General features: G+C 64.7%; 15 protein-coding genes. 9 read left to right on the forward strand and 6 right to left on the reverse strand.

Going from position 1 to position 16,197, the window contains the following annotated elements:
• Positions 1-171 precede the first annotated feature (171 nt).
• Positions 172-1,320, reverse strand: coding sequence for an acyl-CoA dehydrogenase family protein (locus AC1VXC_RS11625; protein ID WP_481539204.1), 1,149 nt, complete (start codon positions 1,318-1,320; stop codon positions 172-174).
• A 127-nt stretch (positions 1,321-1,447) separates the two neighbouring features.
• Here AC1VXC_RS11625 and AC1VXC_RS11630 point away from each other — a divergent pair, with 127 nt between their 5' ends.
• The 5 genes from AC1VXC_RS11630 (at position 1,448) to AC1VXC_RS11650 (ending at position 7,628) form a co-directional block, all read left to right on the forward strand.
• On the forward strand, positions 1,448-2,377 hold the full coding sequence (locus AC1VXC_RS11630) for an ArsR/SmtB family transcription factor (protein WP_313493001.1): 930 nt from the start codon (positions 1,448-1,450) through the stop codon (positions 2,375-2,377).
• Between the two features lie 21 nt (positions 2,378-2,398).
• The gene (locus AC1VXC_RS11635; RefSeq protein ID WP_481539203.1) at positions 2,399-3,478 is read left to right on the forward strand and encodes a homocysteine S-methyltransferase family protein; all 1,080 of its coding nucleotides are present in this window, start codon (positions 2,399-2,401) and stop codon (positions 3,476-3,478) included.
• 10 nt (positions 3,479-3,488) lie between these two features.
• A complete protein-coding gene (locus AC1VXC_RS11640; protein ID WP_481539202.1) occupies positions 3,489-4,091 on the forward strand; it encodes a short chain dehydrogenase in 603 nt (200 codons plus the stop codon).
• On the forward strand, positions 4,091-6,871 hold the full coding sequence (gene metH, locus AC1VXC_RS11645) for a methionine synthase (RefSeq protein WP_481539201.1): 2,781 nt from the start codon (positions 4,091-4,093) through the stop codon (positions 6,869-6,871). The genes AC1VXC_RS11640 and metH overlap by 1 nt, the downstream gene beginning before the upstream one ends.
• Positions 6,872-6,944: 73 nt before the next feature.
• Positions 6,945-7,628 (forward strand): hypothetical protein, encoded by a 684-nt coding sequence (locus AC1VXC_RS11650; protein ID WP_312916724.1) that lies wholly within the window; start codon positions 6,945-6,947, stop codon positions 7,626-7,628.
• 10 nt (positions 7,629-7,638) lie between these two features.
• Here AC1VXC_RS11650 and AC1VXC_RS11655 read toward each other — a convergent pair whose 3' ends face one another.
• A complete protein-coding gene (locus AC1VXC_RS11655; protein ID WP_481539200.1) occupies positions 7,639-8,529 on the reverse strand; it encodes a LysR substrate-binding domain-containing protein in 891 nt (296 codons plus the stop codon).
• Between the two features lie 104 nt (positions 8,530-8,633).
• Here AC1VXC_RS11655 and AC1VXC_RS11660 point away from each other — a divergent pair, with 104 nt between their 5' ends.
• The 4 genes from AC1VXC_RS11660 to AC1VXC_RS11675 all read left to right on the forward strand — a co-directional run bounded on the left by AC1VXC_RS11660 (position 8,634) and on the right by AC1VXC_RS11675 (position 12,860).
• The gene (locus AC1VXC_RS11660) at positions 8,634-9,305 is read left to right on the forward strand and encodes an ankyrin repeat domain-containing protein (protein WP_481539199.1); all 672 of its coding nucleotides are present in this window, start codon (positions 8,634-8,636) and stop codon (positions 9,303-9,305) included.
• A gap of 53 nt (positions 9,306-9,358) precedes the next feature.
• Complete coding sequence (locus tag AC1VXC_RS11665) at positions 9,359-10,810, forward strand: amidohydrolase family protein (RefSeq protein ID WP_313169930.1); 1,452 nt, start codon at positions 9,359-9,361, stop codon at positions 10,808-10,810.
• A gap of 261 nt (positions 10,811-11,071) precedes the next feature.
• Positions 11,072-12,259 (forward strand): MFS transporter, encoded by a 1,188-nt coding sequence (locus AC1VXC_RS11670; protein WP_313169929.1) that lies wholly within the window; start codon positions 11,072-11,074, stop codon positions 12,257-12,259.
• Positions 12,260-12,323: 64 nt separating this feature from the next.
• The gene (locus AC1VXC_RS11675) at positions 12,324-12,860 is read left to right on the forward strand and encodes an NMCC_0638 family (lipo)protein (RefSeq protein ID WP_481539198.1); all 537 of its coding nucleotides are present in this window, start codon (positions 12,324-12,326) and stop codon (positions 12,858-12,860) included.
• A 68-nt stretch (positions 12,861-12,928) separates the two neighbouring features.
• On the opposite strand, the gene AC1VXC_RS11680 is transcribed toward AC1VXC_RS11675, so the two are convergent.
• From AC1VXC_RS11680 to AC1VXC_RS11695, 4 genes are read right to left on the reverse strand one after another with little or no spacing between them, the layout of a single operon-like run.
• A complete protein-coding gene (locus AC1VXC_RS11680) occupies positions 12,929-13,594 on the reverse strand; it encodes a DUF2058 domain-containing protein (protein WP_481539197.1) in 666 nt (221 codons plus the stop codon).
• A gap of 8 nt (positions 13,595-13,602) precedes the next feature.
• Positions 13,603-13,842, reverse strand: coding sequence for a SlyX family protein (locus AC1VXC_RS11685; RefSeq protein ID WP_313169923.1), 240 nt, complete (start codon positions 13,840-13,842; stop codon positions 13,603-13,605).
• On the reverse strand, positions 13,835-15,184 hold the full coding sequence (locus AC1VXC_RS11690; protein ID WP_482995046.1) for a UDP-glucose dehydrogenase family protein: 1,350 nt from the start codon (positions 15,182-15,184) through the stop codon (positions 13,835-13,837). Before AC1VXC_RS11690 ends, AC1VXC_RS11685 begins: the two co-directional genes overlap by 8 nt.
• Positions 15,185-15,209: 25 nt before the next feature.
• A complete protein-coding gene (locus AC1VXC_RS11695) occupies positions 15,210-16,190 on the reverse strand; it encodes an FKBP-type peptidyl-prolyl cis-trans isomerase (protein WP_313169919.1) in 981 nt (326 codons plus the stop codon).
• Positions 16,191-16,197: the final 7 nt, after the last annotated feature.

The following is a 16,197-nucleotide window of genomic DNA, read 5'->3' on the forward strand; positions in this document are numbered from 1 at the left end:
CCCAGTTGTTTTGTGTTTTTTTTTTTTCTGGTGAGTTGTCGCTCCACACTGTGGCTCACACGTTTTTACTGCGTTTTCCCATCTTGCTCTACGGCCCCCCCCACTACATGAGGAAATCTGCCGAGCATGGCTCGGCACTACATCAGGGCCTTGCCCGGCATTACAGTGCGCTTAGCGCACGCCTGTCTCGTTGCGTGCAATCACCAGACGCTGGATCTCCGAGGTGCCTTCATAGATCTCGGTGATCTTGGCATCGCGGAAATAGCGCTCCAGCGGCATCTCCTTGGAATAGCCCATGCCGCCGTGGATCTGCACCGCCTGGTGGGCGATCCACATCGCCGCTTCCGATGCGGTCAGCTTGGCCACCGCAGCCTCAGTGGAGAACCGCTTGCCCTGGGCCTTGATCCAGGCCGCACGCAGGGTCAACAACAGGGCGGCGTCCAGCTTGCACTTCATGTCAGCGATCTTGGCCTGGATCATCTGGAAGCTGCCGATCGGCGCACCAAACGACTTGCGCTCCCGCACGTATTCCAGCGAGGCCTCATAGGCCGCCCGGGCAATACCCACCGCCTGCGAGGCGATGCCGATGCGGCCCGAATCCAGCAGGCTCATCGCGATCTTGAAGCCCTCGCCCTCGTTGCCGATCACGTCCTCAGCCGCCGCCACATAGTCCTGGAACTCGATCTCGCAGGTAGCCGACGCGCGCACGCCCAGCTTGGGCTCGGTCTTGCCGCGGCCGAAGCCCGGCTTCTGCGTGTCGATCATGAAAGCGGTGATGCCGCGCGAGCCCTTTTCCGGCTCGGTCATCGCGAACAGCACGATGTAGCGCGCCACCGGGCCAGAGGTGATCCAGCTTTTCTGGCCGTTGATCACGAACGAACCATCGGCCTGCTTGACCGCGCGGCAGCGCATGGCAGTGGCATCGGAACCGGACTGCGACTCGGTCAACGCGAACGCACCGATCTCGCGGCCTTCGGCAATCGCGCGCACATAGGTCTGCTTCTGCGCTTCGGTGCCGTAACCGAGCACCGCATTGCAGAACAGCGAGTTGTTGACCGACATGATGGTGGCGTGCGCCGCGTCGGCCGCCGATACCTCGATGATGGCCAGCACGCTGGAGACCGGGTCCATTCCCGAGCCGCCGTACTCCACCGGCACTTCGATGCCCATCAGGCCGTTTTCGCCCAGCAGCCGGATGTTCTCCAAGGGGTACTCGCCGGTGGCATCGAAATGCTCGGCGCTGGGGGCAATCTTTTCTTTGGCGATACGACGGGCGACGTCCTGCAGCATCAGCTGCTCGTCGGAATAACTGAAATCCACAACACCCCTCCCAGGGCATGATCAAGTTGCGATTGTAACCATCGCAACCGCATTCAGCCTATGCATCGCCTTGACCGAAACCGGCAACAAAGCGAAAATATCTCTATATCGCGATAGGTAGATATTTATGGATCTGGAAGACTGGTCAACCCGTCTGAAAGTGTTCGCCGATGCAACGCGTGTGCGCTTGCTGACCCTGCTGGAACAGGAAGAACTGACCGTGGCCGAGCTGTCGGCCATCACCACGCTGGCACAGCCGCGTGTCTCCACCCACCTGGCAAGGCTCAAGGAAGCCGGCCTGGTTCGCGATCGCCGCGCCGGCGTCTCGGCGTATTACCGTTTCGACGAGGCGGCATTGGACGCTGCGCAACGTGCATTGTGGCATGCCCTGAGCAGCGGCAGCGACGATCCGCTGCTGCGCCAGGACGCCGAGCGCGTGCCGGCAGTGCTGGCCATGCGCGCCGCCGACCAGAACTGGGCCGACAGCGTCGCCGGTGACATGGAGCGCCATTACTCGCCGGGCCGCACCTGGGAAGCGATGGCGCGCAGCGCCCTGCCGCTGCTGGAAACCGGCGACGTGCTGGACATCGCCTCCGGCGACGGCGTGCTGGCCGAGCTGCTGGCCCCGCATGCACAGCGCTATGTCTGCATCGACACCAGCGCTCGCGTGGTGGCCGCCGCCAGCGAGCGCCTGCGCAAGCTGCCCAATGTGGAAGTGCTGGAAGGCGACATGCACAAGCTGCCGTTCGCCGATGCCAGTTTCGACCTGGTAGTGCTGATGCACGCCCTCACCTACTCCAGCCAGCCGGCCAAAGCCGTGGCCGAGTGCGCACGCGTGCTGCGCCCGCAGGGCCGGCTGATGCTGTGCAGCCTGGCCCGCCATGAGCACAAGGTCGCGGTCGAGGCCTATGGCCACGTCAACCTGGGCTTCACCGGCAAGGAGCTGCGCAAGTTCGTCGAGAAGGCCGGCCTGGAAGTCTCCAGCCTGGAGACCGTCACCCGCGAAAAGCGCCCGCCGCACTTCGAAGTGATCTCCCTGATCGCCCACCAACCCTGATCCACCTCTTCGGCCCGCCCTATGCAAGCCCTCCCCTGGCTACACCCCGATCGCGTCGGCAAGCTGCATGACGCCCTGGCCCAGCGCATCCTCATCATCGATGGCGCGATGGGCACCATGATCCAGCGCCATCGCCTGGAAGAAGGCGACTATCGGGGCGAACGCTTCGTCGACGGGTTCGACAGCCAGCACGTGCATGGGCCGTCCTGTGGGCACGACCTCAAGGGCAATAACGATCTGTTGCTGCTGACCCGGCCCGACGTCATCGCCGGCATCCACACCGCCTACCTGCAGGCCGGTGCCGACCTGGTCGAAACCAATACCTTCAACGCCACCTCGGTCAGCCAGGCCGACTATCACCTGGAACACCTGGTCTACGAGTTGAACAAGGCCGGCGCCCAGGTCGCGCGCCAGTGCTGTGAGGCGGTGGAGGCGACCACGCCGGACAAGCCGCGCTTCGTGATCGGCGTGCTGGGCCCGACCAGCCGCACCGCATCGATCAGCCCGGACGTGAACGATCCCGGCTTCCGCAACACCAGCTTCGACGCGCTGCGCGCGACCTACCGCGAGGCCATTGAAGGCCTGATCGATGGCGGTGCCGATACCTTGATGGTGGAAACCATCTTCGACACGCTCAATGCCAAGGCCGCGCTGTTCGCGATCGAGGAAGTCTTCGATGCGCGCGGCGGGCGCCTGCCGATCATGATCTCCGGCACCATCACCGATGCCTCCGGCCGCACCCTGTCCGGGCAGACCGCCGAAGCCTTCTATGCCTCGGTCTCGCACAGCCAGCCGCTGTCGATCGGCTTCAACTGCGCGCTGGGCGCCACCGACATGCGGCCGCATGTGGAAACCCTGTCACAGGTCTCCACCGGCTACGTCAGCGCCCACCCCAATGCCGGCCTGCCCAACGCCTTCGGCGAGTACGACGAGACGCCCGAGGAAATGGCAGCCACGCTGAAGGAGTTCGCCCAATCCGGGCTGTTGAACCTGGTGGGCGGTTGCTGCGGCACTTCGCCCGAACACATCCGTGCCATTGCCGAAGCCGTTGCGGGCTTGCCGCCACGTGCGTTGCCATTGGCTGCAGACAAGGCCGCATGAGGATGCAGCGATGAAGAAGATCCTGCTGGTCGGTGCCAGTGGCACCCTGGGCTCGGCGGTTGCACAGCATCTGCGGCAACAGCATCAGGTCATCACCGCCTCGCGCTCGGACCCGCTGCACAGCGTCGATCTGGGCAGCGATGACAGCGTGATTGCGCTGCTGCAGGCAGTCGGCGCAATCGATGCCATCGTCGCCACTACCGGCAGCGTCCACTTCGGGCCACTGGCGGAAATGAGCACGGCACAGTTCGCACAAGGGTTGCATGACAAGCTGCTGGGCCAGGTGCGTCTGGCCTTGCTCGGCCAGCACCATCTGCGTGACGGCGGCAGCATCACCTTGACCACCGGCATCCTCACCGAACAACCGATCGCCCAGGGCGCCAACGCCACCAGCGTCAATGCCGCCATCGAAGGTTTCGTCCGCGCCGCCGCCCTCGAATTGCCGCGCGGCCTGCGCATCAACGCGGTAAGCCCCAGCGTGCTGAGCGAAGCGCTGGATGCCTACGGCGACTTCTTCCCCGGCTTTGAACCGGTTTCCGCCGCCCGCGCCGCACTGGCCTACCAGCGCAGCATCGATGGCATCGCCAATGGACAGGTTTTCAAGGTCTGGTAATGAGCAACGACACCGCAACCCACTACACCCGCCTGTCCGGCCTGGAACCGCTGGTCATCACTCCTGACCTGTTGTTCATCAACGTCGGCGAGCGCACCAACGTCACCGGTAGCGCACAGTTCCGCAAGCTGATCAAGGAAGAGCGCTACGAAGAAGCCGTGGACGTTGCCCGCCAGCAGGTGGCCAGTGGCGCGCAGATCCTCGACGTCAACATGGATGAAGGCCTGATCGATTCGGAGAAAGCGATGACCCGCTTCCTCAACCTGATCATGTCCGAGCCCGACATCGCGCGCATCCCGGTGATGGTCGACTCGTCCAAGTGGAGCGTGATCGAAGCCGGCCTGAAGTGCCTGCAGGGCAAGAGCGTGGTCAACTCGATCTCGCTGAAGGAAGGCGAAGCGGCCTTCATCGAACACGCCCGGCTGGTGCGCCGCTACGGCGCCGCTGCGGTGGTGATGGCCTTCGACGAAGTGGGCCAGGCCGATACCTGCGAACGCAAGGTGGAAATCTGCACCCGCGCCTACCGCATCCTCACCGAAGACGTGGGTTTCCCGCCGGAAGACATCATCTTCGATCCCAATATCTTTGCCGTGGCCACCGGCATCGAGGAACACGACAACTACGCGGTGGACTTCATCGAGGCCACCCGCATCATCAAGCGCACGCTGCCGCACTGCCATGTGTCCGGCGGCGTGTCGAACGTGTCGTTCTCGTTCCGTGGCAACGAGACCGTGCGCCAGGCCATCCATTCGGTGTTCCTGTACCACGCCATCAAGGCCGGCATGGACATGGGCATCGTCAACGCTGGTGCGATGCCGATCTACGACCAGCTCGACCCGGAACTGCGCGAGCGCGTAGAGGACGTGATCCTCAACCGTCGCGCCGATGGCACCGAGCGCCTGCTGGAGATCGCCGAACGCTACAAGGGCAAGAAGGGCGAGAAGAAGGTCGAGGACCTGGCTTGGCGCGAACGCCCGGTGCGCGACCGTCTGGCCCATGCACTGGTGCAGGGCCTGGATGCCTGGGTAGAGGAAGACACCGAGGAAGCCCGGCAGCACGCGGCGCGTCCGCTGGACGTGATCGAAGGCGCGCTGATGGACGGCATGAACGTGGTCGGCGACCTGTTTGGCGCGGGCAAGATGTTCCTGCCGCAGGTGGTGAAATCCGCGCGCGTGATGAAGAAGGCCGTGGCCTACCTGCTGCCCTTCATCGAGGAAGAGAAGGCACGCACCGGCGATGTCGGCAAGTCCAACGGCAAGATCATCATGGCCACGGTCAAGGGTGACGTGCATGACATCGGCAAGAACATCGTCGGCGTGGTACTTGCCTGCAATAATTTCGAAGTGGTCGACCTTGGCGTGATGGTGCCGGCGCAGAAGATCCTGGACGCCGCCCGCGCCGAGAACGCCGATATCATCGGCCTGTCTGGCCTGATCACGCCGTCTCTGGAGGAAATGAGCCACGTCGCCAGGGAAATGCAGCGGCAGGGCTTCGAGATGCCGCTGATGATCGGCGGTGCCACCACTTCGCGCGCACACACCGCCCTGAAGATCGATCCGTTCTACAGCGCACCCACGGTGTGGGTGAAGGACGCCTCGCGTGCGGTAGGTGTTGCGCAGTCGCTGATCTCGCGCGAGTTGCGCGACAGCTTCGTCGCCGCCAACGACGCCGACTACGCCGATATCCGCCAGCGCCACCGCAACCGCGGCGACGCCAAGCGCCTGGTATCGCTGGAGCACGCACGCGGCCAGCGCTTCACCTGCGACTGGAACCAGTACACCCCGCCGACGCCGAACCAGCCGGGCGTGCATGTCTTTGACAACTATCCGCTGGAAGACCTGCTGCCGGTGATCGACTGGACGCCGTTCTTCCAGGCCTGGGAACTGGCAGGCAAGTACCCGGCCATCCTCACCGATGAGATCGTGGGCCCGCAGGCCAGTGATCTGTTCAAGGATGCGCAGGCCATGCTCAAGCGCATCGTGGATGAGAAGTGGCTGACCGCGCGGGCGGTGTTTGGCATCTGGCCGGCAAACAGCAACGGAGATGATGTCGTGCTCACCCTTCTCCCGCGCGGAGAAGGCATCGCTTCGTCCCTTCTCCCGCCTGCGGGAGAAGGTGCCCGAAGGGCGGATGAGGGCAAGCTCTTGGCTCCATCGCTTGACCAACGCACCCTGCACTTCCTGCGCCAGCAGGTCGACAAGCCGGCCGAGCGCCCGGACTTCTGCCTGGCCGACTTCATCGCGCCCGCAGACAGCGGCAAGCAGGACTGGATCGGCGCCTTCGCGGTTACCGCCGGCATCGGCATCGATGAACACGTTGCCCGCTTCGAAGCCGACCACGACGACTACAACGCCATCCTGCTCAAGGCCCTGGCCGACCGCTTGGCCGAAGCCCTGGCCGAGCGCCTGCACCAGCGCGTACGCACGGAATTCTGGGGCTATGCCAAGGACGAGCAGCTCGACAATGAGGCCTTGATCGCCGAGAAATACAGCGGCATCCGCCCGGCCCCAGGCTACCCGGCCTGCCCCGAACACAGCGAGAAGCAGACCCTGTTCCAACTGCTCGACGCCGAGGGCATTGGCATGTCGCTGACCGAAAGCTTCGCCATGCTGCCCACCGCCGCGGTATCCGGTTATTACTTCAGCCACCCGCAGAGCCAGTACTTCGTGGTCGGCCGGGTATCGCGCGAACAGGTCACCGATTACGCCAGGCGCAAGGGCGTGGAGCGGGCACAGGTGGAGCGCTGGCTGGCCTCCAACCTGGATTACGATCCGGAATGATCCGCCGCTGCCGGCGCGCACAGGCGCGCTGGCAGCCTCTATCCTGCAGCCATCCTTCCAGACGCCCTGCCCCATGCAAAGCCGCAATGCCGAGCTGATCCGCAAGCACGCCGCGCCCGGCCGCATCGGCCTGTGCGGTACCGATGACTGGGTCGGCAAGGCCATCCGCAAGGCACAGGCACCGCTCACCCAGGATGGTCATCGCAGCCTGTGGTCGCACGCCTTCCTGTTCAGCGAGCAACGCCTGGACGGCCATTGGTGGGTACTGGAATCGGACCTGGACCTGCGCAATCGCCAGCTCCGCCTCGGCGCGCAGGAGAACCGCGCCGATCGTTACTTCGACGATGAGGCCTTCCCCAACCTGGCCATCCTCGATTTCGGCCTGGATGCGGCACAAACCCACAAGGTGCAGGTAGCCGCGCTGGACCTGCTGTCCGGCCTGTCCAGCTATTCGCTCAGCGAGCTGGTCGGCACCTTGTTCGCCATGCACAGCACCCGCCTGCGTCGGCGCAGCAACCTGCTGTCCAAGGAAGGCGCGCTGTACTGCTCGGCGATGGTGCAGCACTGCTATGCCGCTGCCGGCATCGACCTGATGCCTGGCGTGCACGGCAAGAACGTCGCACCGCAGGACATCTACGACTCGGCCCTGCCGCACGGCACCCATTCACTGATCCGCGATCTGGGCATTTCCAGCCTGCGCCGCTTCACCCACAGCGCCAAGGAACTGCTGGATACGCCGGTCGAAGATCTGTTTTGAGGCGACGCACTCAGCCCGGTGCGCCGTCCTGCGCCAGCATTTCAATCAGCAAGGCCGCCAACGCCTTGGCCTCCGGATCGGCCGAGGGCCGGTGCAGCAGCGCAAGCTCGATGCCGTCAATCGTCGGCAAGCCGCTGTCGGCGCCCAGTACCACATGGCCACTGCTGACCGCACGCGCAGGCAGCAAGCTGATGCCCAGCCCATCACAGACCGCGGACTGGATGCCGCCGAGGCTGGAGCTGGTGAAGCTGATCCGCCAGCGTCGGCCCAGGCCTTCGATCGCATCGATCATGTCTTCCCGATACATGCCTCGCGGCGGGAAAGCCACCAGCGGCACTGGCTCAAGCGCATAAGCAGGACTCGAAGCACTGTCCACCCAGCACATCGGCTCGGGCCAGCAGGCCACCGCCTCGCGACTGCCCCGCCGCTGCTTGACCAGGATCAGGTCGAGCTCGCCGCGTTCATAGCCTTCCGCCAACGCCCGGCTCAGGCCGCTGCTGACCTCCAACTTGACCCGCGTATGCAGCCGGCTGAACTCGGCCAGCACCCGCGTGGTGCGGCCGGCGGCGAAGTCCTCAGGCACACCCAGCCGGATCACCGTGGCGGCACCGCTGCCGGACAATACTTCGCCCAGCTGTTCGTTCAAGGACAGCATGCGCCGCGCATAGCCGAGCACGGTCTCACCGATATCGGTCGGCCGCACATCGCGCACCCCACGGTCCAGCAGGCGGTGCCCGGCCAGTTCTTCCAGCCGCCGCAGCTTCTGGCTGATGGTGGACTGGGTGGAATGCAGGCGCGCTGCTGCGGCAGTGAAACTGCCGCAATCGGCCACCATCACCAGCGCCCGCAGCAGGTCCAGATCGAAATAGGCCCTATTTGTTTTTAGAATGGAATCGACCATTACATTTAATTTTACGATAGCTCTATCCACTTGTAGCATCGCCTGCAGGCTCGGGCAAACACCGCAGCCACGCCGCAGCACATGAACTGGAACAAAGGCAGGCAATGATCGTGAACAACTGGATGGCTGCCCCGGCCTTGGCCGCAACCCTGCTCACTTCCTGCAGCGCCAGCAGTGGCGCGATTGCAGCGGAACAGCTGCAGCAGGCAGCGGAGAAAGGCGACAGCCGCCGCGTCGAGGTCCTGCTGGGCCGGGGTGCCGACATCGACAACCGCGATGCCGCTGGACGCACCCCCTTGCTGATCGCCGTTCGTGCGAAACAGATCGAAACCGCCCGGACGCTGATCGACGCAGGCGCCGACGTCAACGCCAAGGACCGGATGCAGGACAGCCCCTATCTCCATGCCGGTGCCAGCGGGCAGAACGAGATCCTGCGCATGACCCTGGCCCACGGCGCCGACCTGCGCAGCACCAACCGCTACGGCGGCACCGCCTTGATACCGGCGGCCGAGCGCGGCCACGTCGCCACGGTGCAGTTGCTGATCGAGGCCGGTGTGGACGTCGACCACATCAACAACCTCGGTTGGACCGCCTTGCTGGAGACCGTCATCCTCGGTGATGGCAGTTCGCGCTATGTCGACATCACCCGCCTGCTGATCGCCGCCGGCGCCGACGTCAACCTCGCCGACGCAGAGGGCGTCACCCCGCTGGCGCACGCCCGGCAGCGGGGCCAACACGTGATCGAGGACCTGCTGCGCAAGGCCGGCGCCCACTGAACCCCGCCCTGTCATCGCCCCACACGGCAATCGCTTACCACTGGAACCTCCTGATGAAGAACACCCTCGGCCTGCTGCTGACGACACTGGCAGCCAGCATCTCCCCCGCCATCGCCGCGCCCTCCCAGGCCGATGTCGTGATCCGCCATGCCACCGTGATCGATGTCGAGCATGGCCGCACCGTGCCCGCGCAGACGGTGGCGATCCGCGACGGCAGCATCGTTGCAGTAACCGACGACGCCGCTGCAGGCGCGCAATGGCAGGCCAGCACCACCATCGACGGACGCGGCCGCTACCTGATTCCCGGGCTGTGGGACATGCACGTGCACTTCGGTGGCGGCCCTGCGCTGATCGAGGAGAACAAGGCCCTGCTGCCGCTGTACGTGGCCCATGGCATCACCACCGTACGCGATGCCTCCGGCGATCTCGCCGAACAGGTGCTGTCCTGGCGCGGGCAGATTGCCAGCGGCCAGCTGTTCGGGCCGCAGCTGTTCACCTCCGGCGCCAAGATCGAAGGCCTGGCACCGGTCTGGAAGGGCACGCTTGAAGCCGGTGACAAGGCCGGCGTGGACGCCGCCCTGGACCGCGAGCAACGCGACCAGGTCGACTTCGTGAAGATCACCGACAGCACCCTGAAGCCGGAGCTGTTCCTGTACGCGGTCAGCCAGGCCAAGGCACGCGGCCTGCGCAGCTCGGGCCATGTGCCGATGGCGCTGACCGTGGGCCAGGCCATCGAGGCCGGCATGAGCTCGATCGAGCACCTGGACTACGCCTTCAAGGCCGGGGTCAAGGACGAGGCTGCGATCGCCGCCGATTTCGCCGCCGGCCGCATCGACCGCGCCGAAGCCAACCGCAGGCTGCATGCCGGCTTCGACCGCGACACGGCGATGGCAGCCTACCGCCGCTTTGCCGAACTCGGCGTCGCCGTGACCCCGACGCTGGATGGCGGCCGCATCATCGACTTCCTCGATGTCGAGCCGCGCGACAACGATCCCTACCTGGCCTATATCGGCCCAGGCCTGCGTGATACCTATGCCTGGCGCGTGGAGCGCGCGGCCAAGGCCACGCCCGCGCAGATCGAGGCCCGTCACGCCCATTACGCGCAGGTTGCCGCCGTGTTGCCGATGCTGCAGGAAGCCGGCGTACGCATCATGGCCGGCACCGATGCGGGCTTTTTGAACTCCTACAACTTCCCCGGCATCGGTCTGCACAACGAGCTGGCACTGTATGTGCGCGAAGGGCTGACGCCGCTGCAGGTACTGCAATCGGCTACCCGCGCCGGCCCGGCCTGGTTCGGCAAGCTGGATCGCTACGGTGCGGTTGCCGCAGGCAAGGCCGCCGACCTGGTTTTGCTGGACCGCAACCCGCTGCAGGACATCACCGCCACCCGCGCGATCAATACCGTGGTGATGCGCGGCAAGGTCTATGATCGCGCCGCACTGGACGCGATGCTGGCCCGGACCAAGGCGCAGGTCGCCGAGTGGAACGCGCAGGCCAAGCCCTGAAGGATGCGCCCTGGCCGTTCATCGGCGTGGCAGCTAGCGTAGCCCGGGTAAGCGCAGCGCACCCGGGGCTGCTATTGCCGCGACGCCAACGCCCCTTGTCGAATCCGACTCCCCGAAGGCGTTGCGCCTGCCGGTGCGGGATCAACGATGCGCAGGCCTGCAGCCCGCGAACTGCCATCGGGTGCCGGCAAAAGGCACAATAGGCGGCAGCGGCACACACCGCTTCCCCCTTTGTCTGCCCAGCGCGTCCCGCGCATCTCCATGACGTCCGTTGCCCTGCCATCGCAGGCCGTGCCTACCGCACGGCTGTCGAGCTTCTACTTCTTCTATTACGCCGCGCTGGGTGCCTTCACGCCGTACTGGAGCCTGTACCTGCAATCACGTGAGATGAGCATCACCGCCATCAGCGTGATGATGAGCCTGTGGTATGCCACGCGTGTGGTTGCCCCCAGCACCTGGACCTCGCTGGCGGCGGTATCGCCCCACCCGATCCGCTGGCTGCGGATCGGCTGTGTGCTCACCATTGCCTGCTTCGCCGGCTTCCTGGTGCCCGCCCCACCGTGGACGCTGTATGCGGTGATGATCGCGTTCTGCTTCTTCTACAACGCGGTGATGCCGCAGTTCGAGTCCATCACCCTCACCCATCTGGGCGCGGACAGCCATCGCTACGGCATGATCCGGGTCTGGGGTTCACTGGGCTTCATCGCCGTGGTTACCCTGTTCGGCTGGCTGATCGAAAAGCATGGCGCCAGCCGCTTGCCCTGGATGATGTTGCCGCTGTTCGTGCTGATGACCGGCTCGGCCTTCCTCAACCGCTATGCACGCAACATCGGTACGCACAGCCATCACGACGGCGGCTTCTGGAGCATCGTGCGGCAGAAGCCGGTGCTGGCGTTCTTCATCGCCGCGTTCCTGGAACAGCTCTCGTTCGGGCCGTATTACACGTTCTTCTCGCTGTACATGGACCAGCACGGCTACAGCACCTCGCTGCTGGGGCTGATGTGGACGGTGGGCGTGGTCTTCGAGGTGGCGGTGTTCTTCCTGATCGCCGGCTTCTTCCGCCGCTGGGATGCCAGCTGGCTGCTGATCATCTCCATGGCCAGCGCCGCGCTGCGCTGGTGGGCCACCGCGCTGTGGCCGGAGAACCTGCCGGTGATGCTGGTCGCGCAGACCACCCATTGCCTGGGCTTCGCCGCGTTCTTCGCCTCGGCCATGCAGTTGCTGGCCCGCTATTTCCCGGGCAACCTCAACGGCCACGGCCAGGGCCTGTTCTACGGCTTCTCTTCCGGGCTCGGCGGTGTGCTTGGCGCGCTGATCGCCGGCCAGCTGTGGCGCTTCGGTGATGGCAAGGTCGCCTTCATTGCGGGCGGCTGCTTCGCCCTGCTCGGCACCCTGATCGCCTGGTACTGGCTGCCGCCTTCGCGGCAGGCACGGAGCATGCGCAACTGAACACAGCCGCCCTCGCAGGGTCCTGCTATAACGGCGCAGCACTCACGACACAGGGGGAGTTGTCATGAATCTGCACTACCTGCGATCCATCCCGTTGGCCACCGCCTTGCTTGCCGCACCGGTCATGGCCCACGCCGAGGCAGACCAGACGATCCCCGGGTTCGTCGCCTCCTGCTTCCAGTACCTGGACAAACCCACGGAATTGACCGCCAGGCTGGACAGCGTCGCCCAGCGCCTGGAAGGCAGGTCTGCGGAGAACTTCCTCAAGGGCCGCAAAGGCCGGGCCTGGCTGTTGACGAACGAGGACAAGCTGTACGGCTTTGCTCTCTTCGACCAAGGCATCTGCACGATGACGGCCATCAGCGGCGACCCCGCGACCATCGCCACCGATTTCATTGATTTCGGCAAGATGGCCGAAGAGAGGTACAAGGTGGAGTGGCAGCCAGTCACCGGGGAATCCGGCTGGGACGAACACGCCTATACCCTGTTCGACCCCGACAACCCCACCGACATCTACCTGCATATGGCGCTGAACAACGCAGCCCACGCACATATCCGTGCCATCGTCAGTGTCGGCCGGATTCCAGACAACAAACCCTGATCAGGCCCCAAAAACAAAAAGACAGGCCAGAAGCCTGTCTCTTCGTTCCCGCTGGATGATCCCAGGCCCTACCAGACCAGATCGTCCGGCACCTGGTACTGCGGATCGGCGTAGGGATCAGCATCTGCAGGAGCATTCTGGTCGACCTTCAGTGCCACGGCCTGGGCAAAAATCGCCTCGGCCTGCGCCAACAGCTCGGCCGTGACCAGCAGATAGCGACCGTTCTGCTGCAGCACGCCGAGCTCGCCGGCGTTGAGCGCCTTGAGCTGTTCGGCGTTGACGTAGATACGCTTGATCTTGCCGCCGTACGGGAAGTGACGTGCGATGTCGGCGTTCGGGTCGTTCAGGCCCTTGTCCTTGATCAGCTCATCCAGCTTGGCCCGGGCCTCGCGTCGCCGACGCGCCTCTTCCTGCTTGGCCTGTTCGGCCTGGATGCGTTCGTCCTTTTCCTTCTGCGCACGGATCGCGTAAGCCTTGGCCAGGTCGATATCTTCCTGCGAGCGCGGCTTGCGCGGCCCCTGCTGCGGCCTGCCCTGCCCGGGCTTGCCCGGATGGGCAGGCTTGCCGTGCTGGCTCGGCTTGCCCGCATGCGCAGGCTTGTTGCCCGCCTGCGGCCTGCCCTGCGCCGGTTTGCCCTGCGAGCGGCCGTCACGGCGCGCTTCCGGCTTGCGTTCCGGCTTGGGAGCTGGCTTGAAACCCAGCCCGAGCAGCTGGTCGCGAATATTGTCACTCATAGGAAATATCAGTAGTGCGGGGGCGGTGGTTCGTCGGCAGCATCGGCGTACAACGCCGTGCGCACCTTGCCCAGGTCATCAAGTAGGTGGCGCAGCAGATCGGCGTTACGGGTGCCCTGCATACGGGCATCGGCCAACGCTTCACTCATCTCCGCCAGGGCGTGCTCCTGGAAGGAGACGCGCATCTCCAGCTCAACCAGGCGTGCTTCCAGCGCTTGCTCGCGCTGTTCGGAAGTTGATTCATGCATGTACGGAACGTCCTCGACCAATACCGTAATACGCCAGGCCGGCGGCTTCTATTTCAACCGGGTCGTAGAGGTTACGGCCATCAAATACCACCGCATCACCGAGTGCTTCGCGCATACGCGCGAAGTCGGGGCTGCGGAACTGCTTCCACTCGGTGACCACCACCAGCGCATCGGCATCATGCAATGCTGCAAAGGCTGAATCACAGAACACCAGGTCGTCCCGCTCGCCGAAGATGCGGCGCGCCTCGGCCATGGCTTCCGGATCGAACACCTGCACCCTGGCGCCGGCTTCCCACAACTGCGCCAACACGCGGCGGCTCGGGGCCTCGCGCATATCGTCGGTATTGGGTTTGAAGGCCAGCCCCCAGACAGCGAAGGTCTTGCCGCGCACCCCCTCGTCCTCGCCGCGGTCATAGTGGCGCTGGATCAGCTCGAAAAGATGGCCCTTCTGCGCCGCATTCACGGCTTCCACCGCGTTGAGCAGCTGTGGTTGATGACCGTGCTGGGCGGCGGTGCGCGCCAAGGCTTGAACGTCCTTCGGGAAACAGGAGCCGCCATAGCCGGCGCCTGGATAGATGAAGTGCCAGCCGATGCGTGGATCAGAGCCTATGCCCTGCCGTACCTGTTCGATGTCGGCGCCTACGCGCTCGGCGATAGTGGCAATTTCATTCATGAAACTGATCTTGGTCGCCAGCATCGCATTGGCGGCGTACTTGGTCAGCTCGGCCGAACGCACGTCCATTTCCACGACGCGGTCGCGGTTGCGGTTGAATGGCGCATACAGGCGCCGCAGTACCGTCACCGCATGCGCGCTGCTGGCACCGATGACGATGCGATCCGGGCGCATGCAGTCCGCGACCGCATCGCCTTCCTTCAGGAATTCGGGATTGGAGACCACATCGAAAGCGATCTCCAGGCCACGTGCCGCCAGCTCTTCAGCGATGGCGGCACGAACCTTGTACGCGGTGCCAACCGGCACCGTCGACTTGTTGACCACCACCGTCGGCCGCGCCAGATGGCGGCCGATGGTGCGGGCAACCGCCAACACGTACTGCAGGTCGGCGCTACCGTCTTCATCGGGCGGTGTACCTACCGCGATGAAAACCACTTCGCCATGATCGATGGCCTGCGCCGCGTCGGTGGTGAAAGCCAAGCGCCCGGAAGCGTGGTTGGCTTTCACCATCGGCTCAAGGCCAGGCTCGTAGATCGGGATGATCCCGCGCCCCAAGCCTTCGACCTTGGCCTGGTCGATATCGACGCAGACCACATCGTGTCCTACTTCCGCCAAGCAGGTCCCGGTAACGAGACCCACATAGCCGGTGCCGAAAATAGCTACACGCATGGTTGCGCCTGCTCCGTGATCAGCCTTACGGCATGATGCCCAGCAATTCGACGTCGAAGCTCAGCGTCGCGTTCGGGCCGATCGGGCCACCCTGGGTGCCGGCTTCGCCGTAGGCCAGTTCGCCCGGAATCCAGAAGCGGTACTTGGAGCCGACCGGCATCAGTGCCACGCCTTCGGTCCAGCCCTTGATGACCTGGTCCAAGCCGAAATCGACCGGCTGGCCGCGCTGGTAGCTGCTGTCGAACACTTCGCCGTTGAGCAGCTTGCCTTCGTAGTTCACACGCACGCGGCTGCTGGCCATCGGGCGCTCGCCGCTGCCGGCGCGCAGCACCTGGTACTGCAGGCCCGAAGCGGTGGTCACCACGCCCGGCTGGGTCTTGTTCTTGGCGAGGAAGGCATTGCCCTCTTCACGGTTGGTCTGCGCTGCCTTGCCGGCCTCGGCCTTCATTTCAGCTTCCTTGGTGGCGCTGAATGCCTGCAGCACGCCCTGTGCCTGCTCGTGGGTCATCAACGGCGTGCCCTTGGCGAACACGGTGGTGACGGCCTGGAACACCGAATCCAGATCGATGTCCTTCTGGATGCGTGCCAGCGACGGACCCACGGCGAAGCTGCCCAGCATCAGGCCGACCTTTTCGCGGTCCACCGACGGCGGCTGGCTGCCCGGTGCCATGCCCGGAACCTGCTGACCCGAACGCACCATCATCAAGGTACGCAGTGCCTGATCGGTCTTCTGAGCTTCTTCCTGCGACAGCAGCGGCTGGCCGCCAGCAAACGCGTTCTCCACGCCACGGCGCAGGGCAGCCACATCCACTTCCGAGGCAATCGGCTCAAACGAGCTGGCCACGTCGATACCGATGGCATAGCCAATCTTTTCACGATCCGAGGTCAAAACAGACTTCTCCTTGGTCGCCGCCGCAGCGGCAGGTTGTTGCGAAAAAACGACCCCGGGGGCCGCCATCGCCAAAATCAGAAGCGACGCAACCGCGCCACGCTTTCCCATCTTCATTCGCTGC

It is taken from the genome of Stenotrophomonas sp. STEN033, assembly GCF_056856655.1.